Source organism: Phenylobacterium terrae (genome assembly GCF_042681205.1).
In the GTDB taxonomy this organism is placed as follows: domain Bacteria; phylum Pseudomonadota; class Alphaproteobacteria; order Caulobacterales; family Caulobacteraceae; genus Phenylobacterium; species Phenylobacterium terrae.
The window spans coordinates 256,022-282,500 of record NZ_JBHUEY010000001.1 but is presented as its reverse complement, the minus strand read 5'-3'; the positions used below and the strand labels follow the sequence as shown (position 1 = coordinate 282,500).

General features: G+C 72.4%; 27 protein-coding genes, 1 tRNA gene and 2 rRNA genes (1 of these 30 only partly in view). 21 read left to right on the top strand and 9 right to left on the bottom strand.

Annotation, left to right across the window (positions count from 1 at the left end):
* From ACFSC0_RS01340 to ACFSC0_RS01325, 4 genes are all read left to right on the top strand, one after another.
* Positions 1-748 (top strand): 23S ribosomal RNA (locus ACFSC0_RS01340) (it extends 2,042 nt beyond the left edge of the window).
* 72 nt (positions 749-820) lie between these two features.
* Positions 821-935 (top strand): 5S ribosomal RNA (gene rrf / locus ACFSC0_RS01335).
* A gap of 53 nt (positions 936-988) precedes the next feature.
* Positions 989-1,065: transfer RNA gene (locus tag ACFSC0_RS01330), tRNA-Met, on the top strand.
* A 132-nt stretch (positions 1,066-1,197) separates the two neighbouring features.
* Positions 1,198-1,659: a hypothetical protein gene (locus ACFSC0_RS01325; RefSeq protein WP_377281147.1), complete on the top strand. Its 462-nt coding sequence runs from the start codon at positions 1,198-1,200 to the stop codon at positions 1,657-1,659.
* Between the two features lie 5 nt (positions 1,660-1,664).
* On the opposite strand, the gene ACFSC0_RS01320 is transcribed toward ACFSC0_RS01325, so the two are convergent.
* Positions 1,665-2,159 carry a response regulator gene (locus ACFSC0_RS01320; protein WP_377281148.1) on the bottom strand — a complete coding sequence of 165 codons (495 nt, stop codon included), beginning with the start codon at positions 2,157-2,159 and terminating at the stop codon, positions 1,665-1,667.
* A 322-nt stretch (positions 2,160-2,481) separates the two neighbouring features.
* Between ACFSC0_RS01320 and ACFSC0_RS01315 the strand changes: the two genes are divergently transcribed.
* The 3 genes from ACFSC0_RS01315 to ACFSC0_RS01305 all read left to right on the top strand — a co-directional run bounded on the left by ACFSC0_RS01315 (position 2,482) and on the right by ACFSC0_RS01305 (position 5,677).
* Complete coding sequence (locus tag ACFSC0_RS01315; RefSeq protein WP_377281149.1) at positions 2,482-4,041, top strand: CYTH and CHAD domain-containing protein; 1,560 nt, start codon at positions 2,482-2,484, stop codon at positions 4,039-4,041.
* A gap of 64 nt (positions 4,042-4,105) precedes the next feature.
* Positions 4,106-4,669 carry a hypothetical protein gene (locus tag ACFSC0_RS01310; RefSeq protein ID WP_377281150.1) on the top strand — a complete coding sequence of 188 codons (564 nt, stop codon included), beginning with the start codon at positions 4,106-4,108 and terminating at the stop codon, positions 4,667-4,669.
* A 54-nt stretch (positions 4,670-4,723) separates the two neighbouring features.
* Positions 4,724-5,677, top strand: a complete 954-nt coding sequence (locus ACFSC0_RS01305; protein WP_377281151.1) for a TetR/AcrR family transcriptional regulator — start codon at positions 4,724-4,726, stop codon at positions 5,675-5,677.
* Here ACFSC0_RS01305 and ACFSC0_RS01300 read toward each other — a convergent pair.
* Complete coding sequence (locus ACFSC0_RS01300; protein ID WP_377281152.1) at positions 5,559-6,188, bottom strand: TetR/AcrR family transcriptional regulator; 630 nt, start codon at positions 6,186-6,188, stop codon at positions 5,559-5,561. The genes ACFSC0_RS01305 and ACFSC0_RS01300 overlap by 119 nt on opposite strands.
* A gap of 152 nt (positions 6,189-6,340) precedes the next feature.
* Here ACFSC0_RS01300 and ACFSC0_RS01295 point away from each other — a divergent pair, with 152 nt between their 5' ends.
* Positions 6,341-7,153: an SDR family oxidoreductase gene (locus tag ACFSC0_RS01295; protein ID WP_377281153.1), complete on the top strand. Its 813-nt coding sequence runs from the start codon at positions 6,341-6,343 to the stop codon at positions 7,151-7,153.
* On the opposite strand, the gene trxC is transcribed toward ACFSC0_RS01295, so the two are convergent.
* Positions 7,150-7,635, bottom strand: coding sequence for a thioredoxin TrxC (trxC, locus tag ACFSC0_RS01290; protein ID WP_377355035.1), 486 nt, complete (start codon positions 7,633-7,635; stop codon positions 7,150-7,152). The genes ACFSC0_RS01295 and trxC overlap by 4 nt on opposite strands.
* 66 nt (positions 7,636-7,701) lie before the next feature.
* On the opposite strand from trxC, the gene ACFSC0_RS01285 reads away from it, so the two are divergent.
* The 4 genes from ACFSC0_RS01285 (at position 7,702) to ACFSC0_RS01270 (ending at position 11,094) form a co-directional block, all read left to right on the top strand.
* Positions 7,702-7,938 (top strand): hypothetical protein, encoded by a 237-nt coding sequence (locus ACFSC0_RS01285; protein WP_377281155.1) that lies wholly within the window; start codon positions 7,702-7,704, stop codon positions 7,936-7,938.
* Positions 7,939-8,003: 65 nt separating this feature from the next.
* The gene (locus ACFSC0_RS01280) at positions 8,004-8,864 is read left to right on the top strand and encodes an SDR family oxidoreductase (protein ID WP_377281156.1); all 861 of its coding nucleotides are present in this window, start codon (positions 8,004-8,006) and stop codon (positions 8,862-8,864) included.
* 9 nt (positions 8,865-8,873) lie between these two features.
* A complete protein-coding gene (locus ACFSC0_RS01275; protein WP_377281157.1) occupies positions 8,874-9,725 on the top strand; it encodes a Clp1/GlmU family protein in 852 nt (283 codons plus the stop codon).
* Positions 9,712-11,094, top strand: a complete 1,383-nt coding sequence (locus ACFSC0_RS01270) for a cytochrome P450 (RefSeq protein WP_377355034.1) — start codon at positions 9,712-9,714, stop codon at positions 11,092-11,094. Before ACFSC0_RS01275 ends, ACFSC0_RS01270 begins: the two co-directional genes overlap by 14 nt.
* A gap of 8 nt (positions 11,095-11,102) precedes the next feature.
* Here ACFSC0_RS01270 and ACFSC0_RS01265 read toward each other — a convergent pair whose 3' ends face one another.
* Both ACFSC0_RS01265 and ACFSC0_RS01260 read right to left on the bottom strand, forming a co-directional pair.
* Complete coding sequence (locus ACFSC0_RS01265) at positions 11,103-11,519, bottom strand: hypothetical protein (RefSeq protein ID WP_377281159.1); 417 nt, start codon at positions 11,517-11,519, stop codon at positions 11,103-11,105.
* 58 nt (positions 11,520-11,577) lie between these two features.
* Positions 11,578-12,078, bottom strand: a complete 501-nt coding sequence (locus tag ACFSC0_RS01260) for a GtrA family protein (RefSeq protein WP_377281160.1) — start codon at positions 12,076-12,078, stop codon at positions 11,578-11,580.
* A 146-nt stretch (positions 12,079-12,224) separates the two neighbouring features.
* On the opposite strand from ACFSC0_RS01260, the gene ACFSC0_RS01255 reads away from it, so the two are divergent.
* Together ACFSC0_RS01255 and ACFSC0_RS01250 are read left to right on the top strand one after the other, a co-directional pair.
* Positions 12,225-13,448 carry a glycosyltransferase family 87 protein gene (locus ACFSC0_RS01255; protein ID WP_377281161.1) on the top strand — a complete coding sequence of 408 codons (1,224 nt, stop codon included), beginning with the start codon at positions 12,225-12,227 and terminating at the stop codon, positions 13,446-13,448.
* Between the two features lie 56 nt (positions 13,449-13,504).
* Positions 13,505-15,499 (top strand): TonB-dependent receptor, encoded by a 1,995-nt coding sequence (locus ACFSC0_RS01250; RefSeq protein WP_377281162.1) that lies wholly within the window; start codon positions 13,505-13,507, stop codon positions 15,497-15,499.
* Between the two features lie 121 nt (positions 15,500-15,620).
* Here ACFSC0_RS01250 and ACFSC0_RS01245 read toward each other — a convergent pair whose 3' ends face one another.
* Positions 15,621-16,721, bottom strand: coding sequence for a DNA topoisomerase IB (locus ACFSC0_RS01245; protein ID WP_377281163.1), 1,101 nt, complete (start codon positions 16,719-16,721; stop codon positions 15,621-15,623).
* A 72-nt stretch (positions 16,722-16,793) separates the two neighbouring features.
* Here ACFSC0_RS01245 and rlmJ point away from each other — a divergent pair, with 72 nt between their 5' ends.
* The 3 genes from rlmJ to ACFSC0_RS01230 all read left to right on the top strand — a co-directional run bounded on the left by rlmJ (position 16,794) and on the right by ACFSC0_RS01230 (position 20,543).
* A complete protein-coding gene (rlmJ, locus tag ACFSC0_RS01240) occupies positions 16,794-17,621 on the top strand; it encodes a 23S rRNA (adenine(2030)-N(6))-methyltransferase RlmJ (RefSeq protein WP_377281164.1) in 828 nt (275 codons plus the stop codon).
* A gap of 162 nt (positions 17,622-17,783) precedes the next feature.
* Entirely contained in the window at positions 17,784-18,356 is a 573-nt protein-coding gene (locus ACFSC0_RS01235) for a sugar transferase (protein ID WP_377281430.1), read from the top strand.
* A 57-nt stretch (positions 18,357-18,413) separates the two neighbouring features.
* Positions 18,414-20,543, top strand: coding sequence for an AsmA family protein (locus ACFSC0_RS01230; RefSeq protein WP_377281165.1), 2,130 nt, complete (start codon positions 18,414-18,416; stop codon positions 20,541-20,543).
* A gap of 135 nt (positions 20,544-20,678) precedes the next feature.
* Here the strand turns inward: ACFSC0_RS01230 and ACFSC0_RS01225 are convergent, their stop codons facing one another.
* Positions 20,679-21,758, bottom strand: coding sequence for a 3-deoxy-7-phosphoheptulonate synthase (locus ACFSC0_RS01225; RefSeq protein ID WP_377281166.1), 1,080 nt, complete (start codon positions 21,756-21,758; stop codon positions 20,679-20,681).
* Positions 21,759-22,041: 283 nt separating this feature from the next.
* Between ACFSC0_RS01225 and ACFSC0_RS01220 the strand changes: the two genes are divergently transcribed.
* The 4 genes from ACFSC0_RS01220 to ACFSC0_RS01205 are packed head-to-tail and all read left to right on the top strand — an operon-like array spanning position 22,042 to position 25,276.
* On the top strand, positions 22,042-22,500 hold the full coding sequence (locus ACFSC0_RS01220) for a c-type cytochrome (protein ID WP_377281167.1): 459 nt from the start codon (positions 22,042-22,044) through the stop codon (positions 22,498-22,500).
* 7 nt (positions 22,501-22,507) lie between these two features.
* On the top strand, positions 22,508-23,191 hold the full coding sequence (locus ACFSC0_RS01215) for a cytochrome b/b6 domain-containing protein (protein ID WP_377281168.1): 684 nt from the start codon (positions 22,508-22,510) through the stop codon (positions 23,189-23,191).
* Positions 23,192-23,240: 49 nt separating this feature from the next.
* Positions 23,241-24,956: a CocE/NonD family hydrolase gene (locus tag ACFSC0_RS01210; protein WP_377281169.1), complete on the top strand. Its 1,716-nt coding sequence runs from the start codon at positions 23,241-23,243 to the stop codon at positions 24,954-24,956.
* A complete protein-coding gene (locus ACFSC0_RS01205; protein WP_377281170.1) occupies positions 24,953-25,276 on the top strand; it encodes a YnfA family protein in 324 nt (107 codons plus the stop codon). The genes ACFSC0_RS01210 and ACFSC0_RS01205 overlap by 4 nt, the downstream gene beginning before the upstream one ends.
* A 30-nt stretch (positions 25,277-25,306) precedes the next feature.
* Here the strand turns inward: ACFSC0_RS01205 and ACFSC0_RS01200 are convergent, their stop codons facing one another.
* Positions 25,307-26,002, bottom strand: a complete 696-nt coding sequence (locus tag ACFSC0_RS01200) for a methyltransferase family protein (protein WP_377281171.1) — start codon at positions 26,000-26,002, stop codon at positions 25,307-25,309.
* Between the two features lie 74 nt (positions 26,003-26,076).
* Complete coding sequence (locus ACFSC0_RS01195) at positions 26,077-26,409, bottom strand: hypothetical protein (RefSeq protein ID WP_377281172.1); 333 nt, start codon at positions 26,407-26,409, stop codon at positions 26,077-26,079.
* Positions 26,410-26,479: the final 70 nt, after the last annotated feature.

Sequence of the window (26,479 nt, the reverse complement as noted above, 5' to 3'; positions counted from 1 at the left end):
GGGGCGCCAGCTCCGGCGGAGCCAACCTTGAAATACCACCCTTGTTGTCGCTGACGTCTAACCGAGGTCCGTCATCCGGATCCGGGACATGGCGTGGCGGGCAGTTTGACTGGGGCGGTCGCCTCCCAAAGTGTAACGGAGGCGCGCGATGGTGGGCTCAGAGCGGTCGGAAATCGCTCGTCGAGTGCAATGGCATAAGCCCGCCTGACTGAGAGACTGACAAGTCGATCAGAGACGAAAGTCGGCCATAGTGATCCGGTGGTTCTGCGTGGAAGGGCCATCGCTCAACGAATAAAAGGTACTCTAGGGATAACAGGCTGATTTTGCCCAAGCGTCCACAGCGACGGCAAAGTTTGGCACCTCGATGTCGGCTCATCACATCCTGGGGCTGGAGCAGGTCCCAAGGGTTCGGCTGTTCGCCGATTAAAGTGGTACGTGAGCTGGGTTCAGAACGTCGTGAGACAGTTTGGTCCCTATCTGCCGTGGGTGTACGAAGCTTGAGAGGATCTGTCCCTAGTACGAGAGGACCGGGATGGACACACCTCTGGTGGACCTGTCGTGGCGCCAGCCGCGCAGCAGGGTAGCTAAGTGTGGAACAGATAACCGCTGAAAGCATCTAAGCGGGAAACTGACCTCAAAACAAGGCTTCGCCGAGAGCCGTGGTAGACCACCACGTTGATAGGCCAGGTGTGGAAGCGCGGTGACGCGTGTAGCTTACTGGTACTAATCGCTCGATCGGCTTGATCGTTCTTATCAAATCTCATGAGAGCGCTTTGAAGCGTCTCTCCAGATAATGATGTCTTCGCATCCGCTTCGTTGACCTGGTGGCTATGCCGGGGGGTCCCCACCCGATCCCATTCCGAACTCGGTCGTTAAGCCCCCCTGGGCCGATGGTACTTCGTCTTAAGGCGCGGGAGAGTAGGTCGCTGCCAGGTCTACCAAGCGGATGCATTCAGATCCTATCCCTTCCATCACGATACTCTTCTGCCGCGGGGTGGAGCAGCCCGGTAGCTCGTCAGGCTCATAACCTGAAGGTCACAGGTTCAAATCCTGTCCCCGCACCCAAAGTCTCAAGAAGCCCTCCTGCGTCCCCGCAGGAGGGCTTCTTCGTTTTCGGTCAGTCGGCGGACGAACGCGGCCGTCGGCGCGGCGATGGGGGCTAGCCATGGGCGTCCCGTCGCGTAACGATGTTCGCTCGTGGCGAGGGCTGTGGTGCGGGTCGCAAGCGGAATGGAGGACGAGGCGCCCCTGGCGGATGAGCTGGTCACGCCGCTCCTGCAACTGCTCCAATTGCTGCGGGACGCCGGCGGCGGCGACCTGGAGATCCACATCGTCCTGCTGGCGATCGCCGAGCGGACCATCGCCCACCCGGACTTCCGCGCCCTCAGCGAGGCCGAGCGGCTGGCCGCCGACGCCGGGCCGTTCCCGACACGCGGCGTCAATGTCCGCTCCATCGCCGACTCCACCGGGATGCCGCGCGAGACGGTGCGGCGGAAGGTGGCGAAGCTCCTGCGCGCCGGTTGGGTCGCCCGGACGCCGGAGGGCCTGAGCTTCACCGGCAAGGCCTATCGGGTCCTGACGCCGGCGCGCCTGCAGGTCGAGCAGCTGGCCCTGAAGTTCCACGACCTGGTGGCGCAGCGCCGGACGCGCGGGGCCTGACGGGCCTACCGTTCCGATCCACGCCCGCCCCGCGCCAGCACGATGGGCGCGAGATGGGACGACATTGGCGAACGCCGCAGGGCGTCTTCGAGGAGGCGGGCGGCGGCGCTGGGCGTCAACGGCTTTGGCGTGATCGTGTCATAGCCGGCGGAAAGCTCGCCGGGAGGGTCGGTCGAGCAGCTGGCGACGAACGCGGCGCGAGAGGGCCCGTCCTGGGCGCGCAGGCGCTGCACGACGTCGTCGCCGCCCAGCCCGGGCATGCGGCGATCCAGCACGATCAGCACGAAGGCCTCCGTCGTGCAGGCGGCGAGCGCGGCCTCGCCGGACTCGACCAGCGTCACCTCACAGCCGAACTGGGCGAACACGGTGTCCGCGAGGATCCGGTGCAGCGGATGGTCGTGGACGACGAGGACCTTCGGTTGCAGCCCCTCGCGCGAGGGGGCGCGGGCCGATGGCGGCGCATCCGCGCGCGCGCCGGCCGGCGGCTTGGACTTGGACATCTCGAAGAGGCTCCGATGCGGGCTCGGCCACGTGCTCACGTGGCGGCGGAGCCGACCCGTTGGTCCACACCGGGGTAGGCGAATGCGGGTCGGCGAAGAAGCCGGCCCTGGCCCAATCTGGGACTCCGGGCAGGGCCCTCGCGCGGGTGCGGCGACCCGGCCCCGCCGCTCGATCCGGCCTTCTTCGGGCGGCTCTTTCCTTTTTCGGACGATGGCGGGGCGAAGGCGCCGTTGCGCCCGAAAAAAGTACGGCCGCGATAGACAGGCGGCGCAAGGTGCGCTTGGGGTTGTCATATGACATGCCGGCGAGCCTCGATGGGACATGGCCAGACCTGAGCCCGTTCCGGTCCCGCAGGATCCGTCTCCCGAGACGGAGCTGAAGTTCATCCTCACCGCCGAGGCGCTCAAGGCGCTTGCTGCACATCCGGCGCTGCGCGGGCCGGGGCAGGCCGAACGGCTGCGCTCGGTCTACTTCGACACCCCCGACCACCTGCTGCGCGACCGCGGCCTCAGCCTGCGGGTCCGCGAAATGTCCAAGGGCTTCATCCAGACCGTCAAGCGCCGGGCCGGCGCCGGCCGCGTCGACCGCGACGAGTGGGAGGTGGAGACCGCCGGGCCCACCCCCAACGCCGCCGAGCTGAAACGCACGCCGGTGGCCGAGGCGCTGGACGGGGCGCTGGAGCGGCTGAAGCCCCTGTTCGCCACCGACGTGACCCGCACCACCCGCTACTGGACCGAGGCCGACGCCGTCGTCGAGGTCAGCCTCGACCAGGGCGAGATCATCGCCGGCGAGCAGAGCGAGCCGATCCTCGAGCTGGAGCTGGAGCTGAAGCAGGGCGAGCCGGAGAGCCTGTTCGCGCTGGCCCAGGATCTGGCCCGCACCGCCGCCGCGCCGCTGTCCTACGAAAGCAAGGGCGACCGCGGCTATCGGCTGGCCGGCCACGACGGCGTCGCCGCCCAGAAGGCCGGCCAGGCCGGCGTGCGCCCCGGCCTGGCCGCGGCCGAGGCCTTCCGGATGGTCGCCCGCAACGCGCTTTCCCAGACCTCGGCCAACGCCGAGATCCTGGTCCGCCGCCGCAATCCTGAGGCCCTGCACCAGCTGCGCGTGGGGCTTCGCCGGCTGCGCGCGGCCTATTCCGCCTTCAAGCCGCTGCTGGTCGGCGAGGAGGCCGAGCGCCTCAAGGCCGAGACCAAGTGGCTGGCCTCGGAACTCAACGAGGCGCGCGACCTCGACGTCTTCCTGGAGCAAACCTTCCGGCCGGCCGAGCGGGCCGAAGGCGAGGACGCCACCCTGCAGGCGCTCGGCAAATGGCTGACCCAGGCGCAGGGCAAGGCCTACGAGCGGGCGCTCGCGGCCGTCGATTCCGAACGGTTCGCCCGCCTGCTGCTGGACACCGCCGCCTGGATCGAGGTGGGCTCCTGGAGCCGCGATCCGGCCACGCAAGGCCAGCGCGAGGCGCCCATCGAGGACTTCGCCCGCCCGCGGCTGGAGCGCCGCAATCGGCGCCTGCGCAAGGCGGGCCGGGACCTGCGCCATCTCGACGCCGCCAGCCGCCACGAACTGAGGATCGAGGCCAAGAAGCTGCGCTACGCCGCCGAGTTCTTCGGCGAGGCCTACGGCGAGCGGCCGGCCAAGCGCCGCCGGGCCTTCATCGGCGCCCTGAAGCGGTTCCAGGACGCGCTGGGCGAGCTCAACGACATCGCCGTGGCGCGGCGCTCGACCGCCGCCCTGGTCCGCAACAGCGGCGCGCGGCTGGCCTTCGCCGCCGGACTGCTGGTCGGCCAGCGCAGCCGCGACGAGGCGGACCTGCTGCACAGGGCCGAGGCCTGCTACGCCGCCCTGCGCCGCACCCGCCCGTTCTGGGAGCCGGCCGCGCCCTGAGGATCGCCGCCTGGGCGCTTGACCCGCCGCCGGCTGGGGCCGACCATCGCCGCCGGAGGCGGCCATGACGCGGTTCAGGCACGATGGGGCCGGCGCGAGCGGCCGGCGGCGTTCGCTGGTGGTGGGCCTGGCGGCCTGCGCATCGGGCGGGGCCGACGCCCAGCTGGCGCTGCTGGCGGCGCTGAGGAGCGCCGAACGGGCCGGCGCCAGCATCCGGTTCTTCGGTCCCGAGGCGCTGCGCGACCTGCCGCAGATCCCCACCGATCTCGAGCGCGCGCTGCGCCAGGCCACCGGCTTCCTGGTCGCCGCCCAGGCCTGGGATGGTGCGGCGCCGGCGGCGGCGCGGGCCCTGTTCGCTGGCCTGGACGCCATCGGCCTCGACGGCCGGCCCGTGGGCTTCCTGGTGAGCGGCGCCGACTGGCAGAAGCCGGCCGAGGCCAGGGCCGAGCTCGAGCGCCTGGCCGCCGCGATCGGCGGGCGGCCTTCGCCCGCGTCCCTGACCCTTCCGCCCGGGACCCACTTCACCGCCTGCAGCGTCTGCACCGATCCCGCCCTCGGGCGCGACCTGGAGCAGCTCGGCCGCTCGCTGGCCGCTTCGCCCGCCTACGCCCTGTCCGCGCCGGACTAGAAGCTCCGGTATGGAGTTGCTAAGACGCCGCCTCACCCTCAGCCCGGAACCGCCTTGGAAACCATTCACCGGATCACGCGAGGAGAGCTCTACGAGCTCGTCTGGTCCCAGCCGCTGAAGCGGCTGGCCGCGGATCTGGGCATCAGCGGCAACGCCCTGGCGAAGATCTGCGACCGCGTGCTCGTGCCCCACCCCAGCCGGGGCTACTGGTCCGCCCAGGGTGGCTCGCGGCGCGAATGCCGCCCGCCGCTGCCGCCGGCGCCGGAGGATTGCGGCGAGGAGATCCTGATCTCGGCCCGCCGCGCGGCCTCCCGCCGCGGTCTGCGCCGCATGAGCCTGGAGGCCCGGCGCGAGCAGATCGCCGATGCCGCCGCCGAGCTGGTGCTGGAGGCCGGGGTCGGCGTGGTGACCATGAAGGCCGTGGCCCGCCGGGCCGGCATCAGCGAGGCGCTGGCCTACCGCTACTTCTCCGGCGTGATCGAACTGCTGGCCTACGTCGCCCGGCGCGAGCAGGAGATCATGGCGGCCATGCAGGACGCCTGCATGAAGCCGCACACCACCTACATCGACCGTGCGCAGGCCTCGATGGTCGGCTTCCTGGACTATGTGGCCGAGCGGCGCGGGCTGCTGCAGGCCCTGCTGGCGAGCGGCGAGCTGCGCCGCACGCTCAGTCCCGAGCACCGCAGCCGCACCGCCTGGGCCACCCACGTCAGCTCCACCAAGCTGTTGCAGCAGAGCGGCGTGCCGGTGGAGGTCGGCGGGGCCGGCTGGCACATCCTGCGGGCCTCGGCGACGCGCGCCGGCAAGCTGCTGGCCCGGGGCAAGCTGTCGCGCGAGCGGGCGGGCGTGCTAGCCAGCGCCATCATGGACGGCGCCCGCGAGCGTCTGCTCAGCTGGCCGCGAGACCCCGAGGCGGCCGCTGCAGCCGGGCCGAAAGGTCGCAAAGCGCCCCGTCGGTCATCTCGCGCGCGAGCCGGCGCCCGAGCTCCGGATCCAGCCGCTTCGTGAACACCTGCTCGCCGGCGTCCTCGGCGAGCGCCGCCAGGATGTGCAGGGCCGGGATGCAGTCGCGGCTCGGCACGCCGAAATGGTCCCGCAGCCCGATCGCCATTCGGCGCATGATACGCCCGTAGAGGGCCCGCGCCTCCGGCGCCAACGCGCCGGCGGCCATCGGGTCGCTGAGCAGCAGGTGGAGCAGGGGGCCGTGCCGGGCCGCGTGGTCAAAATAGGCCTCGGCGCAGCTGAGCGCCGTCTCCCGGGGCGACCCGGCCTGGAACGCCAGGTCCACCGCCGCGTCCATCTCCTGCAGGTGCCGGACGAGGATGCGGTTGGCCAGGTCCTGCTGGGTCGGGAAGTAGGCGTAGACCAGCGCCTTACTGACCCCGACCCGCTCGCCGAGCGTCTCCAGCGGCAGCGGCAGGCAGCCCTGCTCGACCGCCAGGGCGGCCGCCGCCTCCATGATCTGCTGCTCGCGGGCGGCGCGGCTCAGGCGCGCGCCGCCGGTCGCTTCCCGGCTCATGCGCCCGTCATAGCAGCAGGAACGGCGATCTCGGAATCGTCGCGACGGTGGCTTTGGCCCCGCCGCGCCAACTGGATTTGGACGCCGCAGTCGGTCTACGACCTTGTGGGCCGGTACGACACCGCCGGCGTCCGCTTCAGGTTCTGAACGCCATGACAGCTCCCCAAGGCCGGCTCGCCGGCAAGGTCGCCTTCGTCGCCGGTGGCTCTTCCGGCATCAATCTCGGCATCGCCCGCCGCTTTGCGGAGGAGGGCGCCAAGGTCGCCATCATCAGCCGCAACCCCGAGCGCGTGCAGGCCGCCACCGCCGAGCTCGCCGAACTCGGCCCGGCCTTCGGCACGCCCGCCGACGTGCGCGACTACGCCGCCGTCGAGGCCGCGCTCAAGGCTGTGCGCGAGCGGTTCGGCGAGATCGACATCGTCGTCTCCGGCGCGGCGGGCAATTTCGTCGCCCCGGCGCTCGGCATGTCGGCCAACGGCTTCAAGACCGTGGTCGACATCGACCTGATCGGCACCTTCAACGTCTACCGCGCCTGCTTCGAACACCTGAGGAAGCCCGGCGCCTCGCTGATCTCCATCAGCGCCGGCCAGGCGGTGCGGGCCAGCCTCAACCAGGCCCACGTCTGCGCCGCCAAGGCCGGGGTCAACATGCTGACCCAGTGCCTGGCGCTGGAGTGGGGGCCGGCCGGGGTGCGGGTCAACGCCATCTCGCCGGGCCCGATCAGCGGCACGGAAGGCATGGCGCGCCTGGCGCCCACGCCCGAGGCCGAGGCGCGGGTGAAGAACCGGGTCGCCCTGCGCCGCTACGGCGAGAAGGAGGAGATCGCCGAGATGGCCGTGTTCCTGTCCACGGAGCAGGCCAGCTACGTCAATGGCGCGATCATCCCCGTGGACGGCGGCTCCGGCGCCGGCGACGCCAGCGGCAACGCCATCCCCGAGCAGTTCGGCCGCGCCGCCGCGAGCTAGCGGTCCGCGGCTCCGGCGCGCGGTCCTTCGCGGCCCGTCGCCCGCGCGGGACCGCCGAGCCGGTCGACCCAGCCCTTCAGCAGGGCCGCATCGGCGAGGCCGGCGTGGCGGGCGGCGACCTGGCCGTCCTTGAAGGCGAACAGGGCCGGGATGCCCTGAACGCCGTAGCGGGCGGCCAGGCCCGGGTTGGCGTCGACGTCGATCTTCACGAACCGGGCCCGGGGCTCCAGCGCCTGGGCGGCGCGGGCGAAGACCGGGGCCATCGCCCGGCAGGGCCCGCACCAGGCGGCCCAGAAGTCGACGATCAGCGGCAGGTCCGAGCGCGCCAGGTGCCGGTCGAAGCGGGCCTCGTCCAGATCGACGGGCGCGCCGGTGAACAGCGCCTGGCGACAGCGGCCGCACCTGGCGGCCGCGGCCGCGCGCTCGGGCGGCAGGCGGTTCACCCCGTCGCAATGGGGGCAGACGACGTGCAGCGGGCTCATGGCCGGCGAACCCGCCAGCGCCCCTGGGGGTTTCATCCGGTGTCCCACTGAACGATGGAGCCGATGATGACCGTGCTGAACCGGGAGGCGGTGACCAAGGTGCTGGGTCCCGTGGACGAGGCCCTGGCGGCCGAGCTGATCGCGACGGGCGCAAGCGCCGAGGAGCTGTTCGAGGCCTACGCCTGGCTGACCAACGACGAGGCCCTGACCAACGCCCACCGCGGCTTCCCGAGCGCCCGGGTCGGCGAGCTCGTCCAGATCCTGCAGACGGCGGACGAGGAGCAGGAAGTGGGCGGCGGCTAGCGGCCGGAACCCCCGCCGCGGCCCTGGGGTTGCTCGACTAGTGCAACACGCCTCGAGGACCCGCCGTGACCGAAACCTATCCCGAACCGCCCTTCAGGCCGCAGTCCCAGCCGATGCCCGGCGTCACGGGCAAGATGGATCCCAAGCCGGACCACGGCGAGACGACCTACGTCGGCGCCGGGCGCCTGCAGGACAGGAAGGCGATCATCACCGGCGGCGATTCCGGCATCGGCCGGGCCGTGGCCATCGCCTACGCCCGCGAGGGCGCCGACGTGCTGATCAGCTATCTCAACGAGCACGAGGACGCCGAGGACACCCGGCGCCTGGTGGAGGAAGCCGGCCGCAAATGCGTGCTGGTCCCCGGCGACATCTCCGATCCGGCTCACTGCCGCTCGATCGTGCAGAAGGCGGTGGAGGCCTTCGGGCGGGTCGACATCCTGGTCAACAACGCCGCCCACCAGGCCACCTTCGAAAGCCTGGACGACATCACCGACGAGGAGTGGGACCTGACCTTCAGGACCAACATCCACGCCATGTTCTACCTGGTGAAGGCCGCCCTGCCGCACATGCCGGAAGGAAGCGCCATCATCAACACCACCTCGGTCAACGCCGACACGCCCAGTCCGGACCTGCTGGCCTACGCCACCACCAAAGGCGCGATCCAGAACTTCACCGGCGGCCTCGCCCAGATGCTGGCGGAGAAGGGCGTCCGGGTGAACTGCGTCGCGCCCGGCCCGATCTGGACGCCGCTGATCCCCTCGACGATGAGCGAGGACCGTTACAAGAGCTTCGGCAAGCAGACGCCGATGCAGCGGCCCGGCCAGCCCAGGGAGCTGGCGCCGGTCTACGTCATGCTGGCCTCGCCGGACGCCTCCTACGTCTCCGGCGCCACCATCGCGGTCACCGGCGGCAAGCCGATCATCTAGCCCGCGGCCATGGACGCCGCGCACGTCCCCGACGATTGGGCGGCGCTGGCCGAGGCGCTGGAGGTCTCCGCCTGGCGCCGGCTGGTGGTGCTGGGCGCCGCCGACCGCGGCAAGTCGACCCTGATCCGGGTGCTGGCCGCACGGCTGGCCGGGCAGGGCGCGGAGCTCTCCCTGCTGGACTGCGACCTCGGGCAGAAGGCGACGGGGCCGCCCGGCTGCGTGACCCTGGCCGACTGGCGCGGCGGCTTCGCCCTGACGGGGCTCTACTTCGTCGGGACCACCAACCCGGTCGGGGCGATCCCCGCCGTGATCGCCGGCGCCGCCCGCCTGGCCGCGCGGGCGCCCGGGCGGCTGCTGATCAACACCAGCGGCCTCGTGGACGGGCCGGGCCTGGCGCTGAAGCGCTGGAAACTCGACGCCCTGGATCCCGACCGCGTCGCTCTGCTGGCCACGCCCGGCGAGCTCGCCGCGCTCGAGGCGCTGATCCCGCCCGAACGGCTGGTGCGGCTTTCGCCGTCGCCGCACGCCCGGCGCAAGGGACAGGGCGGCCGCGAGCGGGCCCGCCGCGCCGCTTTCCAGGACGCGCTCGCCGGCGCGCCCGAGCAGGTCCTGCGCCCCGCGGTCGCGGAACGGGCGGTCCGCGACCAGCCGCCGCCGGAGGCCCTGCGCCTCGTCGGCCTCGCCGACGCCGCGGGCGATGACCTCGGCGTGGGGCTCGCCGCCTGGCCGGCCGAGGGGGAGCCCTGGCGCGTCCGGACCTTCGTCGACCCCGCCCGCGTCTGGCGGCTGCGGGTCGGCATGGCCCTGCCGGCCGGAACCGCAGCTCCGGCCCCCGGTTGGACGGCAGATGGCTCTCGTTGACCCCCGCTCCGCCAGGCCGACCCGCGCCGTTCTGCTCGGCGCGGCGGCCGCCGGCCTCGCCGCCGGCGGCGTCGCCCTGTGGCGTCGTGCGCGGCGCGGGCCGCCCCTTCCCCGCGAGCGCAGCCTCGACTCCACGGCCGCCCTGCTGCGCGAAGGCTACCTGTTCATCGGACGGCGCTGCCGGACCCTGGGGTCCGACGTCTTCCGCACACGGCTGATGGGGCGGCCGGCGATCTGCGCCCAGGGCGAGGCGGCGGCCAGGATGTTCTATGAACCCGGCCTGTTCACCCGCCGCGGCGCGCTTCCGCCCACGGCGCTGCTGTCCCTGCAGGACCTCGGCAGCGTCAACCAGCTCGACGGGGCGGCGCACCGGTGGCGCAAGGCGCTATTCCTCGATCTCGTGGGATCCGATCGCGTCGCCGCGCTGGGCGCGGCGTTCGACGCCGAGTGGCGGGTCGCGGCCGAGGCCTGGGCCAGGGCGCACCGGATCGTCCTGTTCGACGAGGTCCGGGAGGTGATCACCCGCGCCGTCTGCGCCTGGGCCGGCGCCCCTCTGGCCCCTGGCGAGGCCCGTCGCCGGGCCCGCGAGTTCGGCGCGATGATCGACGGCGCAGGGGCCGTGGGGCCCCGCAACTGGCGCGGCCTGCTCCTGCGCGCGCGCACCGAACGATGGGCCCGGCGGCTCATCGCCGACGCCCGCAGCGGCCGGCGTCGCGCGCCGCCCGGCAGCCCGCTGGAGGCGGTCGCCTTCCACCGCGACCTGGACGGCCGCCGCTTGCCGGTGGCCATCGCCGCGGTCGAGCTGCTCAACCTCCTGCGTCCCACCGTGGCCGTGGACCGCTACATCGCCTTCGCCGCCCTGGCGCTTCACCGCCATCCGGGCTGGCGCGAGCGGCTCGCCCGGGACGGGGCGGCGCGGACCGCCTTCGCCCAGGAGGTCCGGCGGCTCTACCCCTTCTTCCCGGCGGTCGGCGGGCGGGCGCTGCAGCCGTTCGCCTGGCGCGGCAGGCGGTTCCGGCGCGGGACCTGGGTCATCCTCGACCTGTTCGGGACCAACCGCGACCCGAAGTCCTGGCGCGAGGCCGAGGCCTTCCGTCCCGAGCGCTTCCTGACCGATGAGCCCAACGCCCACAACTTCATCCCGCAGGGCGGCGGCGATCCGGCGACCGGCCACCGCTGCCCCGGCGAGCCGATCACCCTCGAGCTGATGGACCGGGCGCTGGCCTGGCTGGCCGGCGAGATGCGCTACGAGGTCCCGGCGCAGGATCTCTCCGTCCGGCTCGACCGGATGCCGGCCATTCCGGCGAGCCGGATGGTCCTGTCCGGGGTCCGGCCGGCGGGCGCCCCCGCGCGCGCCGCGCCGGCCTGACGCGCGGGTCAGCCGTCGTCGGTCTCGCCGCTGTCGGGCGCGCGACCCGGCCGGCGGGGCAGGTCGTCGGGAACTGCGCCCGGGCTGCCCCCGACGTCGACGCTCCGGTCGGCCGCATCGCCCGCGCTCATCGACCCTGTGACGTGTCGCCCGCCGCTGGCGCCGTGGCCGAGGCCGGCGTCCGGCCGGTTGCGCGCGGCGGACTCGTGGGCGTCCTTGGCCTGCTCGCGCCAGCCGCCGCCCTGCTCGGCGCGGCGGCCGCTCATCGCGCCGCCGCCCTCGTCGCCGGCCGGCACGCCCGGCTCGCGTTCCCCCGCCGGGTCGAAGCTGCGGTCGGTCCCGCTGTCGCGGGCTGCGCCGGTCCCGCTCGCCGCGCCGCTGGGCTGGGTCCCAGGATCGACGCCGCCGGTGCTCGGATTGCTCATGAGATGCTCCTGTCGGTCTTGCCGGAAAGACCTGCGGGAGCGCGTGGATGTTCCGCGGTCAGCGACCGCCGGCGAAGGAAAGCCGGCGGTGGCCGATCCAGCTGGTCAGGACCGGCGAAAGCACGGCGATCCCGTGCGCGATGGCCTCGGCGTGGAAGGTGAAGCCGACCGCCGGGAAGACGACCCGGGCCAGCCCGACGGCGGTGACGAAGGCCACGCCCATGCCCACCAGGTTGACCAGCACGAAGTTGGTCATCTGAACGGCCGCGGGCAGCGGCGAGCCCGGGAAGACGAAGGCGCGGAAGGTCACGAAGGCCACGGCCATGCCGGTGGCGTGGGCCAGGATCACCGCCAGCTCGAAGGGCGCGATCAGGCTCCAGCCGAACCGGGAGAGCCAGTTCACCCCCGCCGCCAGGCCGCCCAGCAGCAGGAAGCGGGCGAAACGGAAGAGCTCGGGGTGGGCCGCCTGCAGCCGGCCGAGCAGGGCAGAGGCCGTCCCCTCTTCAGGGGCGGTCAGGCCGCCGGCAGCCGGGCCGTAGGGTTTCGCCGCGAGCGTCATCGCATCCTGCGCGCCGTAAATCGTTCACCAAGGCTATCGGCGGGCGGTTGAGAAAACGCCCTACGGTCATGGTTACCGAGACGTGTTCGCCATTCCTCAAGAAGTCGCGGGCAAGGCTCTGCGCGACGGATGGCGGAGAGGGGCGGATGGGCCTGAGCGACCTGGACCGGCTGATCGAGCCTTCGCGGGTGCGCAACTACGCCCTGATGCTGCTGGCCGGCTACCTGCTGCTGATCGTCGTGCTGGCGCTCGCCGCCGAGGGCGGCCTGGATCCGGCCGGCAAGCCGCTGGGCGCCGACTTCATCGCCTTCTATTCGGCCGCCGATCTGGCGCTGCAGGGCCGCGCGGCGGAAGCCTACGACTTCGCCGCCCTGTTCGCGGCGCACGAGCGGGCCGTGCCGGGAACCCAGCACCTGTTCGCCTGGTACTACCCGCCGCCGTTCCAGCTGATCGTCGCGCCGCTGGCGAGGCTGCCCTACCTGGCCGCCCTCGGCCTGTGGGTCGGCGTGGGCCTCGGGCTGTTCCTGGCGCTGGTGCGCCGGCTCACCGACCATCCCTGGGCGCCGCTGCTGGCGCTGGCCTTCCCCGCCACGCTGCTCAACGTCCTGCACGGCCAGAACGGCTTCCTGAACGCGGCCCTGCTGGGGTTTGGCCTGCTGCTGCTCGACCGCCGGCCCTGGGTGGCCGGCGCGCTGCTCGGCCTGCTGGTCTACAAGCCGCATTTAGGCGTGCTGCTGCCGCTGCTGCTGGCCGCCCAGGGGCGGTGGCGGAGCTTCGCGGCCGCAGCGGCCAGCGCGCTCGGACTCTGCGCCGCCTCGTGGGCGATGCTCGGTCCCGAGGTCTGGGCCGCCTTCTTGGACAATTTCGGCAAGCTCGGGGCGGTGATCGACGGCAAGCTGCTGCCGCAGGCCAAGATCCCGACCCTGTTCGTCGCCGCCCGCGAGCTCGGCGCGCCCAGCGGCCTGGCCTACGCGCTGCACGGGGGGCTGGCCCTGGCGCTGGCGGGGCTCACCGTCCTGGCCTGGCGCCGGCCGGGGCCGCAGCGCCTGAAGGTCGCCCTCGCCGTGCCGGCCATCCTCTCGGTCAGTCCCTACGCCTTCGACTACGACCTCGTCCTGCTGGCCATCCCCATCGCCCTGCTGGCCGAGCACGCCCGCCGGGACGAGCTGCCCGCCGGCGCCAAGGCCGCCCTGGTCCTGGCCTATTTCACGCCTGTGGCCTTCTCCGGGCTCGCCCAGCTCACCCACGTCCAGCTGATGCCCCTCGGCGTCCTCGCCCTCTACGCCGCCGCCTGGGCCAGCCTGCGTCGCGCCGCGGCCGCGCAGGCGCCGCTTCGGTCCGGAAATCGGGTTGAGCAGGCCCCCGCCTAGGTTATAGCCGGGCCGCGCCGGCCGTCAGACGCCAGCCGAGGGGAGATGACCAGACCGTGCCCGCAGACCTGCCGCCGCCCACCGTCGAAGCCGTCGTCGTCCAGCCGCCGCGGTTGCCGCCGCTCGCGGGGGAAGCCGCCTTCGCCGTGCAGAGCCTGGACGTGGAGGCGCTAAGGGCCGAGCCGCGGCTCGACGAGGCGCTGCGCCGCTCGCCCGGCGTCTCCCTGTTCCGCCGCACCGGCAGCGACGCGGCCAACCCAACCATCCAGGGGCTGTCGCTGCGCGCCATCGCCCCCTCCGGCGCCGGACGGGCGCTGGTGACCCTGGACGGCGCGCCGCAGAACGATCCCTTCGGCGGCTGGGTGATCTGGTCCTCCCTGCCGCCGGAATCCCTGGCCGGCGTCAGCCTGATCCGCGGGGCCGGGGCGGGCCCCTACGGCGCGGGCGCCCTGACCGGCGTCGTGGCTCTGACCGAACGGCCGACGGGCGGCGGGCTCCAGGCGCTGGAGGCCTTCGTCGGCGAGCGGGAGAGCGGCCGCCTCGCCGTCGCCGGGGGCGACGACCACCTGTTCCTGGCCGCGGCCGGCTCCACCACCGCCGGCTACACCCCCGTCCGGGCGGGCGCCGGTCCCGCCGACGCCCCGACGACGCTCAGCGACTTCTCCGCCTCGGCCCGGGTGCAGGGCGAGCTGCTCGGCGGGACCGGCGCCCTGCGCGTCGGCCTCTATGAGGAGCGGCGCGGGGCGGGCCTGGTCGGCGCCCGCTCCATCGCCAGCGGCGCTTCGGCCGCGCTCACCCTGGCCAGGCCGCCGGGCGAGACCGAGGCCGGCTGGCGGGTGCAGGCCTGGCTGCGGTCGAGCGACCTGAAGAACAGCTCGGCGGCGGTGGCCGACGGGCGCGCCTTCACCACCCCCGCCAACGACCAGTACGCCACGCCCGCCCTCGGCTGGGGCGTCAACGCCGCCTGGCAGGGCCGCTCCGGCCCCTGGTCATGGGAGGCCGGCGCCGACGCCCGCTTCACCGACGGCGAGGTGCGCGAGCGCTTCCGGTTCATGAACGGCGCCTTCACCCGTCACCGCCAGGCGGGCGGCCGGACCCGCGTCGCCGGCCTCTATGGCGAGGCGGCGTACGCGACCCCGGACCTGATCCTCACCGGCGGGGTGCGGGTGGACGGCTGGGCCTCGAGCGACGCCGTCCGCCGCGAGCGCGACGCCGCCACCGGCCAGCTGCTGCTGGACGCATCGCCCGCCGGCCAGGAGGGGACCACGCCGACCGCCCGGCTCGGCGCCCGCTGGCGGCTGGGCGGAGAGGTCTTCCTGCGCGGCGCGGCCTACGCCGGCTTCCGCCCGCCCACGCTGAACGAGCTGCACCGGCCATTCCGCGTCGGCAACGACGTGACCGAGGCCAACGCGGCCCTCGAGCCGGAGCGGCTCTACGGGATCGAGGCCGGGCTGACCGGGGAGGGGCGCGTGCGCTGGAGCGCGACGCTGTTCCACAACCGGCTGGAGGACCCGATCACCAACGTCACCGTCGGCTTCGGCCCGGCGACCTTCCCGGTGGCCGGCTTCATCCCCGCCGGCGGCGTGCTGCGCCAGCGTCAGAACGCCGGCGAGATCGAGGCCACGGGCGTCGAGCTCGACGTCGCCGCCGACATCTCCGAGACCCTCGCCCTGCGCGCGGCCCTGGGCGCCACCCGGGCCCGGGTGGACGGGGGCGCCGCGGCGCCGCAGCTGACCGGCAAGCGGCCCGCCCAGACGCCCGAGCTCACCATCACCGCCGGGGCGGACTGGCGCCCGATGGAGCTCCTGCACCTCTCCGCCGACCTGCGCTATGAGAGCGCCCGCTTCGAGGACGACCTCAACTCCCGCAAGCTCGAGACCGCCGCCTTCGTCGACCTGCGCGCCGCCTGGCGGGTCTCGGAGGACGCCGAGGTCTACCTGGCGGCCGACAACCTGTTCGACGCCGAGGTCGAAGTCGGCGAGACCGGCGGCGGGATCGAAAGCTTCGCCGCGCCGCGGACGGTGAGGGTGGGCTTCAGCCTGAGACGGTAGCGCTCCAATTTCCGTCATCGCCGGGCTTGTCCCGGCGACCCAGCCCGTTGCGGCAGGTTCGGACTCATCAGGATGGGTGGCCGGCCGGCCATGACGGAGCTGGGGATACGCGGGCGGGGCCCTACGCCGCCGTCGCCTCGACCCGCTGGCGGCCGCCCTCCGCCTTCAGCTTCGGCCGCGGCTTGCCGGCCTCGGAAGCCTCGTCGCGGGCGGTCTCCAGGAACCGCAGGACGGCCAGCTCGAACGCCCGCTCCGAGGCCGCCGGCTTCAGCGGCAGCGAGCCCTCGGAATAGGCCTCCAGCACCAGCGGGTGGATGTAGGCGCTGCGGCAAACCGCGGCGGTGTTGCCCAGCAGGCCCGCCACCGCCTTCACGCAGGTGTTGATGTGCCGCTTCGCCTCCGAGGCGCTGGCGCAGGGCGCGTTCATGATCAGCGCCCGGGCCGCGGCCAGGGTGCCGGCCCAGGTGCGGAAGTCCTTGGCCGAGAAGTCCTGGCCCATCGCCTCGCGGATGTAGGCGTTGACGTCGGCCGAGCCGACCGCGTGCTGCTCGCCGTCCTCGCCGATGTACTGGAACAGCCGCTGGCCGGGCAGGTCCTGGCAGGTCTTGACGATGCGGGCGAGGCGCCGGTCGCGGAAGCCCGTCCGGTGCGTCTTGCCGCTCTTGCCGGTGAACTCGAACACCGCCCCGGCGCCCTCGAACTTCACGTGCCGGTCGCGCAGGGTGGTCAGGCCGAAGCTCTTGTTCTGCTTGGCGTACTCGTCGTTGCCGACGCGGATGAGGGTGATCTCCATCAGCCGCACGACCGCCGCCAGCACCTTCTCTCGCGAGAGCCCGCGCCGGGCCAGGTCCTTGTCCACCTGCTTGCGCAGCCTGGGCAGGGCGCGGCCGAAGGCGATGATCCGGTCGTACTTGTTGGCGTCGCGCACGCTGCGCCAGCCGTCGTGGTAGCGGTACTGCTTGCGGCCCCGCTGGTCGCGGCCGGTCGCCTGGATGTGCCCGCGTGGGTCGGGGCAGATCCACACGTCCGTCCAGGCCGGCGGGATGGCCAGCTTGCGGATGCGCTCCAGGGTCGCCTCGTCCTCGACGCGCTTGCCCTCCGGGTCGCGATAGCCGAAACCGCCGCCGGTCTTGACCCGCCGGATGCCGGGGTCGAGATCGGTGACATAGGTCAGGCCCGCCGCCTCGACGGGCTCGGCCATTTCGGCTTGTTGGCTGGACATGACGCCTCCGCTCACGCCCGGGCGGAACGTGACCCGGAGGGGCAGGTTCCTCTCACCTTCGAAGGGAAGTCCTTGAATTACCGCCACGCTTTCCATGCCGGGAACTTCGCCGACCTGGTCAAGCACGCCGCCCTGCTGGCCCTCCTGGAGCGCTTGCGCGCCGCCGCGCCGGCCCTGACGGTGATCGACACCCACGCCGGCTCGGGCCTCTACGAGATGGCCGGCGAGGCGGCCCGCAAGTCCGGCGAGGCGGAGGCCGGGATCGGCCGGCTGATGCGCGAGGCCGGCCCGCCGGCGGCGTTCCGCCCGCTCATCGAGGCGGTCCGGCGCGCCAACCCGAAGGACCAGCTGAAATACTACCCGGGCTCGCCCTGGCTGATCGCCGAGGGCCTGCGCCCCGCCGACCGCTACCTCGCCTTCGAGCTCAATCCCGACGAGCACCGCCGCCTCTGCGACCTGCTGCGCGGCCGGCGCGGCTGCGAGGCGCGCCTGGGCGACGGCTACAAGCTGGCCGCCGCGGCGGCGCGGCCCGGCGCCCTCCTCGTGCTCATCGACCCGCCGTTCGAGAAGGCCGACGACTACGCCCGCGCTGTGGAAGCCGCCGCCGCGATCCGCCGCAGGAACCCGCAAGCCGTGGTCGCCATCTGGCTGCCGCTCAAGGACCTGGAGACTTTCGACGCCTTCCTGCGCGACCTGGAGGACGCCGAAACCGGGCCCGCCCTGATCGCCGAGGCCCGCCTGCGCCCCCTCGACAACCCCCTGAAGATGAACGGCTGCGCCCTGGCCATCGTCGGCGCGCCGCCGGGGCTCGACGCCCCCGTCGACGCCGCCTGCCGCTGGGTCGCCGACACGCTCGGCGAAGGCGGGCAGGGGAAGGTGTGGCGGCTGGGAGCGGGGTGACAGGTAGGGCTCCGCCCAACCGGTCACCGGCTTCGGCCCCCTCATTCACCCGTCATGGCCGGCTTCATGCCGGCCACCCATCCTGATCGGGGAAGGGAAGGGCGCTTGACGGCCACCCGCCCGCAGGCTCGCATCGCGGCCGACTCGAACCTGGACCTTCATTTGCGCGACGCCCTCAAGAGAGCCTTCGACATCGCCGCGTCGGCCGCGGGCCTGGTCGTGCTCTCGCCCGTCCTGCTCGCCATTGCGGTCGCCGTGCGCCTGGACAGCCCCGGCCCGGCGCTGCACTGGTCGAAACGCATCGGCCGGGGCAACGCCCTTTTCCCGATGCCCAAGTTCCGCACCATGCGGACCGGCGCGCCGAACGTCGCCACCCACCTGCTGCAGGACCCCGACGCCTGGGTGACGCCCGTGGGCCGCTTCCTGCGCCGCACCAGCCTCGACGAGCTGCCGCAGCTGTGGAGCGTGCTGAAGGGCGACATGAGCCTGGTCGGCCCCCGGCCTGCCCTGTTCAACCAGGACGACCTGGTGGCCCTGCGCACCCAGGCCGGGGTCCACACCCTGCGCCCTGGCGTCACCGGCTGGGCGCAGGTGAACGGCCGCGACGAGCTGCCGATCCCGAAGAAGGTCGAGCTCGACGCCGAGTACCTCGCCCGCCGCTCGCTGGCGCTGGACCTGAAAATCCTCGTGCTTACGGGGCTTACCGCCTTCTCCGGACGCGGCGTAAGACACTGATCGCGGAACAACAAATGTATCTTCGTGCGTTCAAGGGGCGCACGAGGAGCAGTTGCCGTGACGACCCAGCCGTCCCCCCGCCGGCCAGCTGAGCGCATCAAGCGCGCCGGCCGAGAGGCCGCAGAGCGCCTGCGCCGGGTCCGCCATGTGGGGCGCCCGCGGCAGCGCCCGCCGGGCGAGGTTCGTCGCCCCGCCGCCCGCGTCCGGGTGCGCCGGCCCAGCCGCAAGGCGCTAACCATCACCGGGATCGTGCTGCTGGCGCTGGCCGCAGCCATCGCCCTGTTCCTCTACCTCTGGGACTGGAACTACCTGCGCGTCCCGCTGTCCCGCTACGCCTCGGAGCAGACCGGCCGCCAGGTGGCCATCACCGGCGACCTGGACGTGGACCTCTTCTCCTGGACGCCCAGCGCCACCGTCGGCGGGGTTTCGGTGGGCGATCCGGCCTGGCGCAACGGCGGCCGGGGCAAGATGGCCGAGGTGGGCGGCGTCACCCTCGAGGTCCAGCTGAGGCCGCTGCTCAAGGGCGACGTGCTGATCGAGCGGCTGGAGGTCGACCGGCCGAACGTCAACCTGTTCCGCAACGCCGAGGGCCGCGCCACCTGGGACTTCCGCAAGCCCGGCGAGCCGGAGCGGGAGGACGGCTTCAAGCTGCCGCCGATCCGCAGCTTCGTCATCAACGACGGCGTGCTGCGGGTGCGCGACGAGCGGCGCGACTTCACCTTCGACGGCCGGATCAACGCGCGCGAGGACATGGGCGGGGCGCGCGGCTTCGAGCTGACCGGCACGGGCACGCTCAACCAGGCGCCGTTCCGGGCCCTCATCACCGGCGGCCCGCTGATCAACATCGAGCCGGACAGGACCTATCCGTTCGACGCCGACATCCGCTCGGGCGCGACCCGCGTCATCGCCGACGGCGGCATCCCGCGTCCGTTCGACCTGGGCCACTTCCACATGAACCTGAGGGCCACCGGGCCCGACATGGCCGACATCTACGACCTGACGGGGCTGGCCTTCCCCAACACCCCGCCTTACCGGCTGCGCGGGCGCCTCGTTCGCGACGACGCGGTCTACCGGGTGACCGGCCTCTCCGGCCGGGTCGGCGACTCCGACCTTTCGGGCCGCCTGTCGGTGGACACCGAGCCCGACCGGCCCTTCCTGCGCGCCAACCTGACCTCCCGCCGGCTCGACTTCGACGACCTGGGCGCGGTGTTCGGCGGCGCGCCCAAGACGGGCCCGGGCGAAACCGCCTCGCCGACCCAGAAGGCGGTGGCCAGCAACCTGCGCGCCCAGCAGCGGATCTTCCCGGACTCCACCCTGAAGGTCGACCGCCTGCGGGCGATGGACGCCGACGTCACCTACCGGGCCACGTCCATCGTCGATGCGCCGCTGAAGCTGAACTCGGGGCGGCTGCACCTGACCCTCGAGAACGCCCTCCTCAAGGCCGAGGAGCTGCGGCTGGGCCTGCCTCAGGGCTCGGTCACCGGCGACGTCAGCCTGAACGCCCGGGGCCGCGTGCCCGTCACCAGCCTGGACCTGCGCCTGAACGGCGCCCGGCTGGAGGACATGATGCCCCAGCGGGTCGCCAGCCGCGCCGGCCTGACCGGCGGCTTCGTCGGCCGGGTGAAGCTCACCGGCGAGGGCGATTCCGTCCACAAGGCGATGGCCAACGCCGACGGCGAGGCGATGGTGGTGGTGCCGAGCGGGACGATCCGCGAGGCCTTCGCCGAGCTGATGGGCGTCAACGTCACCAAGGGCCTTGGCCTGCTGCTCACCAAGGACATGAGCCAGACGCCGATCCGCTGCGGCGTCGCCCACTTCCGGGCCAACGACGGGCTGCTGACCGCCAACCAGATCGTCTTCGACACCGGCCCGGTGCTGGTCACCGGCTCGGGCACGGTGAACCTGAACACCGAGCGGATGGCCTTCCGGGTGAAGGGCCACCCGAAGGAGATGCGGCTGGTGCGGCTGATCATGCCGATCACCCTGCAGGGACCGATCCGCTCGCCCAAGCCCGGCGTCGAGGCCGGCGGCGCCATCGCCCAGGGCGGCATCGCCGTCGCCCTCGGCGCCCTGGTCAGCCCCCTGGCCGCCATCCTGCCGTTCATCGACCCCGGCCTGGCCGACGACGCCAACTGCGGCGCCCTCCTCGGCGGCGCCCGCGCCGAAGGCGTGCCGGTGCGTCAATGACCTCTCCCCGCAATGCGGGGAGAGGGTAGGGTGAGGGGGCCCGGAGCGCAGCGAAGGGCCTCAGGCGCTCGGGCGGCGCGGGCGGCCGCGGCCTCCCTCACCCAACCCTCTCCCTCCGCTTGCGGAGGGAGAGGTTTAAGAGAGCGCCATCTCCGCCCCTCCCTTGGCCTTCGCGCGCCTGGCCCGCACCGCCGCGGCCAGGCCCTCCAGCACCTCGACGCTGGTCTCCCAGTCGATGCAGGCGTCGGTGATCGACTGGCCGTATTCCAGCGGCTTGCCGGGGATCAGCGCCTGGCGGCCGGCCTTCAGGTGGCTTTCGACCATCACCGCGCAGATGCTGTCGCTTCCCGCCGCGATCTGGGCGGCGATGTCGGCGCAGACCCTGGGCTGGTTCTCGTGGTTCTTGCGGCTGTTGTCGTGGCTGGCGTCGACCATCAGCCGGGGCGTCAGCTCGGCGGCCTCGAGTTCGGCCACGGCGGCGGCGACGCTTTCCGCATCGTAGTTGGGCTCGCGCCCGCCGCGCAGGACGATGTGGGCGTCCTCGTTGCCCGTGGTGGAGGCGATGGCCGAGCGGCCGTCCTTGCCGACCGCCAGGAAGTGGTGCGGCTGGCGCGCGGCCAGCACGGCGTCCACGGCGATCTTCACGGCCCCGTTGGTGCCGTTCTTGAAGCCGACCGGGCAGGAGAGGCCCGAGGCCATCTCGCGGTGGATCTGGCTCTCGGTGGTCCGCGCCCCGATCGCGCCCCAGGCGACCAGGTCGGCGATGTACTGCGGGGTCGTCACGTCCAGGAACTCGACCGCCGCCGGCAGGCCCAGCGCGCCCACGTCCAGCAGCACCCGCCGCGCCAGCCGCAGGCCCTCGTCGATGCGGAACGAGCCGTCCAGCGCCGGGTCGTTGATCAGGCCCTTCCAGCCGACGGTGGTGCGGGGCTTCTCGAAATAGACCCGCATGATGATCTCCAGCTCGCCCGCGTGCCGCTCGCGCTCGGCGGCCAGGCGCCTGGCGTACTCCAGAGCCGACTTGGGGTCGTGGATCGAGCAGGGGCCGATCACCACCGCCAGCCGGTCGTCGGCGCCGGTCAGGATCTCGTGGAAGGCCCGCCGGCCGGCGGTCACCGTCTCGGTGATCATCGAGGTCGCGGGCGCTTCGCCGATCACCTGCATGGGCGGGCTCAGCGGCTGGATGTCTTTGATGCGGAGGTCGTCGGTGGTCATCTCATGTCTCCGGGTGGGGCGGCCCGGCGGCATGAAAAAAGCCGCCAGGTCTCTGGCGGCTGGTCAGGGGCTCGGCTGTCGTGGGTCTTAGGCCGAGCGATCCCCATCCGGCGCCAGAGGCGTCGGATAGCCGAAGTACCAAAACGAATATTGGCCGGCCGCGAGGATCATCGGAACGCCATCTACAGCAGCGGGAGGGCTTTGTCACCCGCCGCCGGTTGACGGCTTCGCCGCCGCCGTTCCAAGCTCTGCGGCGAGGGCGGACGCAGGCGAAAGGGACTCCATGAAGGCGAAGTGGGTTGGCACGGCGGCGGCGCTGGCCGTGACGCTGGCGGGCGGCGCTGCGCTCGGGCAGGGCGCGGCCGACGTCATCAAGGCGCGGCAGCAGGGCTACAAGGCCCAGGGCGCGGCCTTCAAGACGATCAACGACGAGCTGAAGAAGGACGCCCCCAGCGTCGCCGCGATCCAGAAGGCGACCAAGGTGCTCGCCGATACGGCGACCATGCAGTACCGCTGGTTCCCCAAGGGCTCCGGCCCCGAGGCCGGGGTCAAGACCGCCGCCAAGCCCGAGATCTGGTCCGACGCGGCCGGCTTCACCGCCGCCCAGAAGGCCTTCCAGGCCGAAGCGGGCAAGCTGGGCCAGGCGGCCGCCAAGGGCGACCTGGGCGCCATCCGCCCGCAGGTCGGCGCCACGGGCCGGACCTGCGCCGGCTGCCACAACAAATTCCGCGTGAAGACTTAGGGCGCCGATGGCCGAGGGGGACGCCGACGACAAGATCCGCGTGCGCCTGTGGGACGGGCCGACCCGGCTCATCCACTGGGCGCTCGTGGTGCTCGTGGGCGTCTCCTGGTGGACCCACGAGATCGGCCGGATGGATTGGCACCGCTGGAGCGGCTACACGGTCCTGGCCCTGCTCGTGTTCCGGATTTTCTGGGGCTTCGCGGGCGGCACGACCGCGCGCTTCGCCTCCTTCCTGAAGGGCCCCGGCGCCGTCGCCGCCTACGCCCGGACCCTCTTCAAGCCGGGATCGGCGGCCCTGCCGGGGCACAACCCGCTCGGCGGCTGGAGCGTGCTGGCCATGCTGCTGGCCCTGGTGTGCCAGGTGACGTTCGGCCTGTTCGCCGTCGATGTGGACGGCATCGAGTCCGGGCCCTTCTCGCAGTACGTCAGCTTCGACCTCGGCCGCCGGTTCGCCGAGTGGCACGAGCTGTCGTTCAACATCCTTTTGGCGCTCATCGCGCTGCACATCCTGGCGGTGGTCTTCTACCTGGTGGTCAAGCGCGACAACCTGATCGCGGCCATGGTCACCGGCCGGCGGCTGATGGCCTCGGAGCCGAAGGAGATCCGCTTCGCGCCCTGGTGGATGGCCGTGGTCGGCATCGCCATCGCCGCTGTCGTCGCGTACGTGGTGATGAAGGGCGGACGGCTCTAGAACTTGCAAAAGCGCGCCGCTCGAACGGCGCCGAGAACGGGGGGAATACATGCACAAAGGTCTTGCGGCGCTCGCAATGGGCGCCTGCCTCGTCCACGGCGGCGCTCAGGAAGCGGCGGCCCAGGCGAGCTCCGCCCAGGCCGCCGAGGCCGCGCCCCGCCAGGTGCGCGGCGGCCGGCCGGAGAAGGTCGCCGAGGGCGCCACCGAACTCATGGCCGAGATGCGCGACGGGGTGAAGCTGGCCGGCAACCTCTATCTGCCGCAGGGCCAGGGGCCGTTCCCCTGCATCGTCATGCGCACGCCCTACGGCAAGGACGCGATGTTCGCCTCGCCGGCCGGCGCCAAGCGCTACACGGACGCCGGCTACGCCTATTTCGTGCAGGACGTGCGCGGGAAGGGCCGCTCGGAGGGCTTCTACCAGGCCTTCGTCAACGACGGCTTCGACGGCTACGACACCATCGAGTGGATGGCCAGGCAGCCCTGGTGCAACGGCAAGATCGGCATCACCGGCGGCTCGGCCATGGGCATCACCGCCAACATGGCCGCCACCCACAACCCGCCGCACCTGACGGCCGCCTTCGTCGTGGTCGCCCCCTCGACCCGGCTGACCGGCTCGTTCATCGGCGGCGCCTTCAAGCAGAAGGACTCCGGCGACTGGAGCCGCGGCCAGGGGATCAGCGAGGAGGTGATCGCCCGCTCGGCCCAGAACTATCCCGACAGCGCCTACTGGGCCACGACCGAGATCGCCGAACTGCGCCGCTACATCGACATCCCGATGTACAACTACGGCGGCTGGTACGACATCTTCAACGAAGGCAACGTCCGCAACTTCCAATACCTGCAGGAACACGGCGCCAAGGGCGCGCGCGGGAACCAGAAGCTGGAGATGGGCGCCTTCGGCCACGGGCCGCTGTCCGGCGACATCGAATACGCCGACGGCGGGCGGCTGGGCGCCAACGAGCAGGAGATCCGCTGGTTCGACTACTGGCTGAAGGGGATCGACAACGGCATCATGGACGAGCCGCCTGTGCGGGCCTTCATGATGGCCGCCTCGCGCAAGGGCGCCGCCTCGCCGAAGAACCGCTGGATGAGCTTCGGCTCCTGGCCGCCGGGCTCGCGGGAAGTGAACTACTACCTCCAGCCGGACGGCGGCCTCTCCACCAAGGCCCCGCCGGCCGACGCCAAGCCGATCACCTACAGGTTCGACCCCAAGAACCCCGTGAAGACCTACGGCGGCGCCAACCTGACCTTCGAGCGTGGCCCCATGGACCAGCGGCCGATCGGCGAGCGCCAGGACTACCTGCGCTTCACCACCGCCCCGCTGACCGAGGACGTGGTGATCGCCGGCCCGGTGACCATGGAGCTGTGGGCGGCCACCGACGGCCCGGACACCGATTTCATGGTCAAGCTCGTCGACGTCTACCCGGACGGCTACGAGGCCATCGTGCTCGATAGCGCCATCCGCACCCGCTACCGCGACGGCCGCAAGCCCGACGAGATCAAGATGATGACCCCGAACGCCCCGGAGAAGCTGACGCTCGACCTGTGGGACACGGCCATCACCTTCGAGAAGGGCCACCGCATCGCCGTGCACGTGACCTCGTCGAACAACCCGCGGTTCGATGTGAACCCCAACACCGGCGAGCACCCCGGGCCGAACGCCAAGCTGCGCGTGGCGAAGAACACCATCTTCCTCGACGCCTCGCGGCCCTCGGCGGTCAAGCTGCCGGTGCTCTACCTGCCGGAGGCGGCCGCCGCGCAGTGATCAGCTTCGCCTGGTACGCCGCCGCGGCGGCGCTGGAGATCGCCGGCTGCTTCGCCTTCTGGGCCTGGATGCGCGGCGGTCACAGCCCGCTGTGGGCGCTGCCGGGCGTCGCCGCGCTGATCGGCTTCGCCCTGCTGCTGACCCGCTCGGAAGCGGCCTTCGCCGGCAGGGCCTACGCGGCCTACGGCGGGGTCTACATCGCCGCCTCGGTCGCCTGGCTCTGGCTCGTCGAGCGCCAGCCGCCGGATCGATGGGACCTCGTGGGCCTCGCCGTCTGCCTCGCGGGCGCCGCGATCATCCTTGCGCCAAGGGCAGGCTAGGCCGTCGACTGCGGATCGAAGCGGTGCGCCCTACAGCACGAACGGGATCAGCCGGCTGCGCACGCGGGCGGCGTAGTCCGGATATCCGGGCAGATTCGCCCGCAGGTAGGCCTCCTCGACCCAGATCCGCGCCACCGTGAAGAGGAAGACCACGACCACGCCCGCCAGTGCGGCGAGGCTGCCCAACCACAGGGCCATCCCGCTGTAGGTGAGCAGGTTGCCGGCGTAGAGGGGGTGGCGGATCACGCCGTAGAGCCCGGTGTCGACCACCTGCTGTCGGGCCTGCGCCTGCACCGTGGGCGCGGCGAATTCGTTCTGCGCGATGGCCAGCTGGGTGATCAAGAGGCCCGCCACCGAGCCCGCAAGCCCAATCGCCCTGAGCGGCCAGGCGGGCTCCGGCGCCAGCTTCAGAAGGAAGACGTCGAGCGGGATGAAGGCGAACCAGGCGGTCAGGTAGGCGAAGAAGGCGATCGAGCCGACAGCATCGATCAGCGGCTGCTTCTTCTCCCGGTCGGCCACGATCCCTTGCCGGCGGACCTTGAAGCTGCGCGGCCGGCGCACCGCCAGCCAGCCCGAGCCGGTGAAGTAGATGGCCGCGAAGACGCCGACGACGATCCAGCCCTGAGGCCAGCCGGGCTGACCCAGCACGGCGGCCGGCCCCATCAGCAGGGCCGAGATCAGCAGCGTGAGCGGCGCAGCCGCCAGCGCGCCTTCGATCATCCGCATCCGGTCGCCTCCCCAACGGGCAGGCGCGCAGTGAACGGCGTTATCGGATTTGCGTCAACGGCGGCCGGCGCGCCCTAGTGGGCCGCGGCGGCTTCCCTCAGGCAGGTCAGCCAGGCGTCCTCGCGGGCCTTCTCGGCTTCGCGCAGCTTGGCCTCGGCCTCACGGACGGCGGCGTCGTGCTTGCGCCATTCGGCGACCGCGCCTTCGCGGGCGGCCCGGGCGGCCTCCAGGGTGGGGAAACGGGCCAGCACGGCGCGCACCGAATAGTTCACCGGCGGCCCGACCGTTTCGCGGTCCGGATAGAAGCCGGTCACCGAGTCCGCGCTCTCCTTCTCGATGTGGAAGACGTCGGCCCAACCGGCATGGTGGCGCATCAAGGCCCAGGGCCGCTCGATCGTCTGGCTCACCGCAACTCTCCCAAGAAGATGTCGACGCACGCTCTAGCGCAGGCGAGGGCCGGCCCGCCAGCCCCCGCCG

Excerpts from the sequence above, each read along its gene's own strand:
- ACFSC0_RS01220 (WP_377281167.1), top strand. The coding sequence starts at position 22,042 with ATGAAGGCGAAGTGGGTTGGCACGGCGGCGGCGCTGGCCGTGACGCTG.
- ACFSC0_RS01295 (WP_377281153.1), top strand. The coding sequence starts at position 6,341 with ATGACAGCTCCCCAAGGCCGGCTCGCCGGCAAGGTCGCCTTCGTCGCC.
- ACFSC0_RS01260 (WP_377281160.1), bottom strand. The coding sequence starts at position 12,078 with ATGACGCTCGCGGCGAAACCCTACGGCCCGGCTGCCGGCGGCCTGACC.
- ACFSC0_RS01320 (WP_377281148.1), bottom strand. The coding sequence starts at position 2,159 with ATGTCCAAGTCCAAGCCGCCGGCCGGCGCGCGCGCGGATGCGCCGCCA.
- ACFSC0_RS01255 (WP_377281161.1), top strand. The coding sequence starts at position 12,225 with ATGGGCCTGAGCGACCTGGACCGGCTGATCGAGCCTTCGCGGGTGCGC.
- ACFSC0_RS01285 (WP_377281155.1), top strand. The coding sequence starts at position 7,702 with ATGACCGTGCTGAACCGGGAGGCGGTGACCAAGGTGCTGGGTCCCGTG.
- ACFSC0_RS01245 (WP_377281163.1), bottom strand. The coding sequence starts at position 16,721 with ATGTCCAGCCAACAAGCCGAAATGGCCGAGCCCGTCGAGGCGGCGGGC.
- trxC (WP_377355035.1), bottom strand. The coding sequence starts at position 7,635 with ATGAGCCCGCTGCACGTCGTCTGCCCCCATTGCGACGGGGTGAACCGC.
- ACFSC0_RS01315 (WP_377281149.1), top strand. The coding sequence starts at position 2,482 with ATGGCCAGACCTGAGCCCGTTCCGGTCCCGCAGGATCCGTCTCCCGAG.
- ACFSC0_RS01215 (WP_377281168.1), top strand. The coding sequence starts at position 22,508 with ATGGCCGAGGGGGACGCCGACGACAAGATCCGCGTGCGCCTGTGGGAC.
- ACFSC0_RS01275 (WP_377281157.1), top strand. The coding sequence starts at position 8,874 with ATGGACGCCGCGCACGTCCCCGACGATTGGGCGGCGCTGGCCGAGGCG.
- ACFSC0_RS01200 (WP_377281171.1), bottom strand. The coding sequence starts at position 26,002 with ATGCGGATGATCGAAGGCGCGCTGGCGGCTGCGCCGCTCACGCTGCTG.
- ACFSC0_RS01300 (WP_377281152.1), bottom strand. The coding sequence starts at position 6,188 with ATGAGCCGGGAAGCGACCGGCGGCGCGCGCCTGAGCCGCGCCGCCCGC.
- ACFSC0_RS01310 (WP_377281150.1), top strand. The coding sequence starts at position 4,106 with ATGACGCGGTTCAGGCACGATGGGGCCGGCGCGAGCGGCCGGCGGCGT.
- ACFSC0_RS01265 (WP_377281159.1), bottom strand. The coding sequence starts at position 11,519 with ATGAGCAATCCGAGCACCGGCGGCGTCGATCCTGGGACCCAGCCCAGC.
- ACFSC0_RS01210 (WP_377281169.1), top strand. The coding sequence starts at position 23,241 with ATGCACAAAGGTCTTGCGGCGCTCGCAATGGGCGCCTGCCTCGTCCAC.
- ACFSC0_RS01270 (WP_377355034.1), top strand. The coding sequence starts at position 9,712 with ATGGCTCTCGTTGACCCCCGCTCCGCCAGGCCGACCCGCGCCGTTCTG.
- ACFSC0_RS01225 (WP_377281166.1), bottom strand. The coding sequence starts at position 21,758 with ATGACCACCGACGACCTCCGCATCAAAGACATCCAGCCGCTGAGCCCG.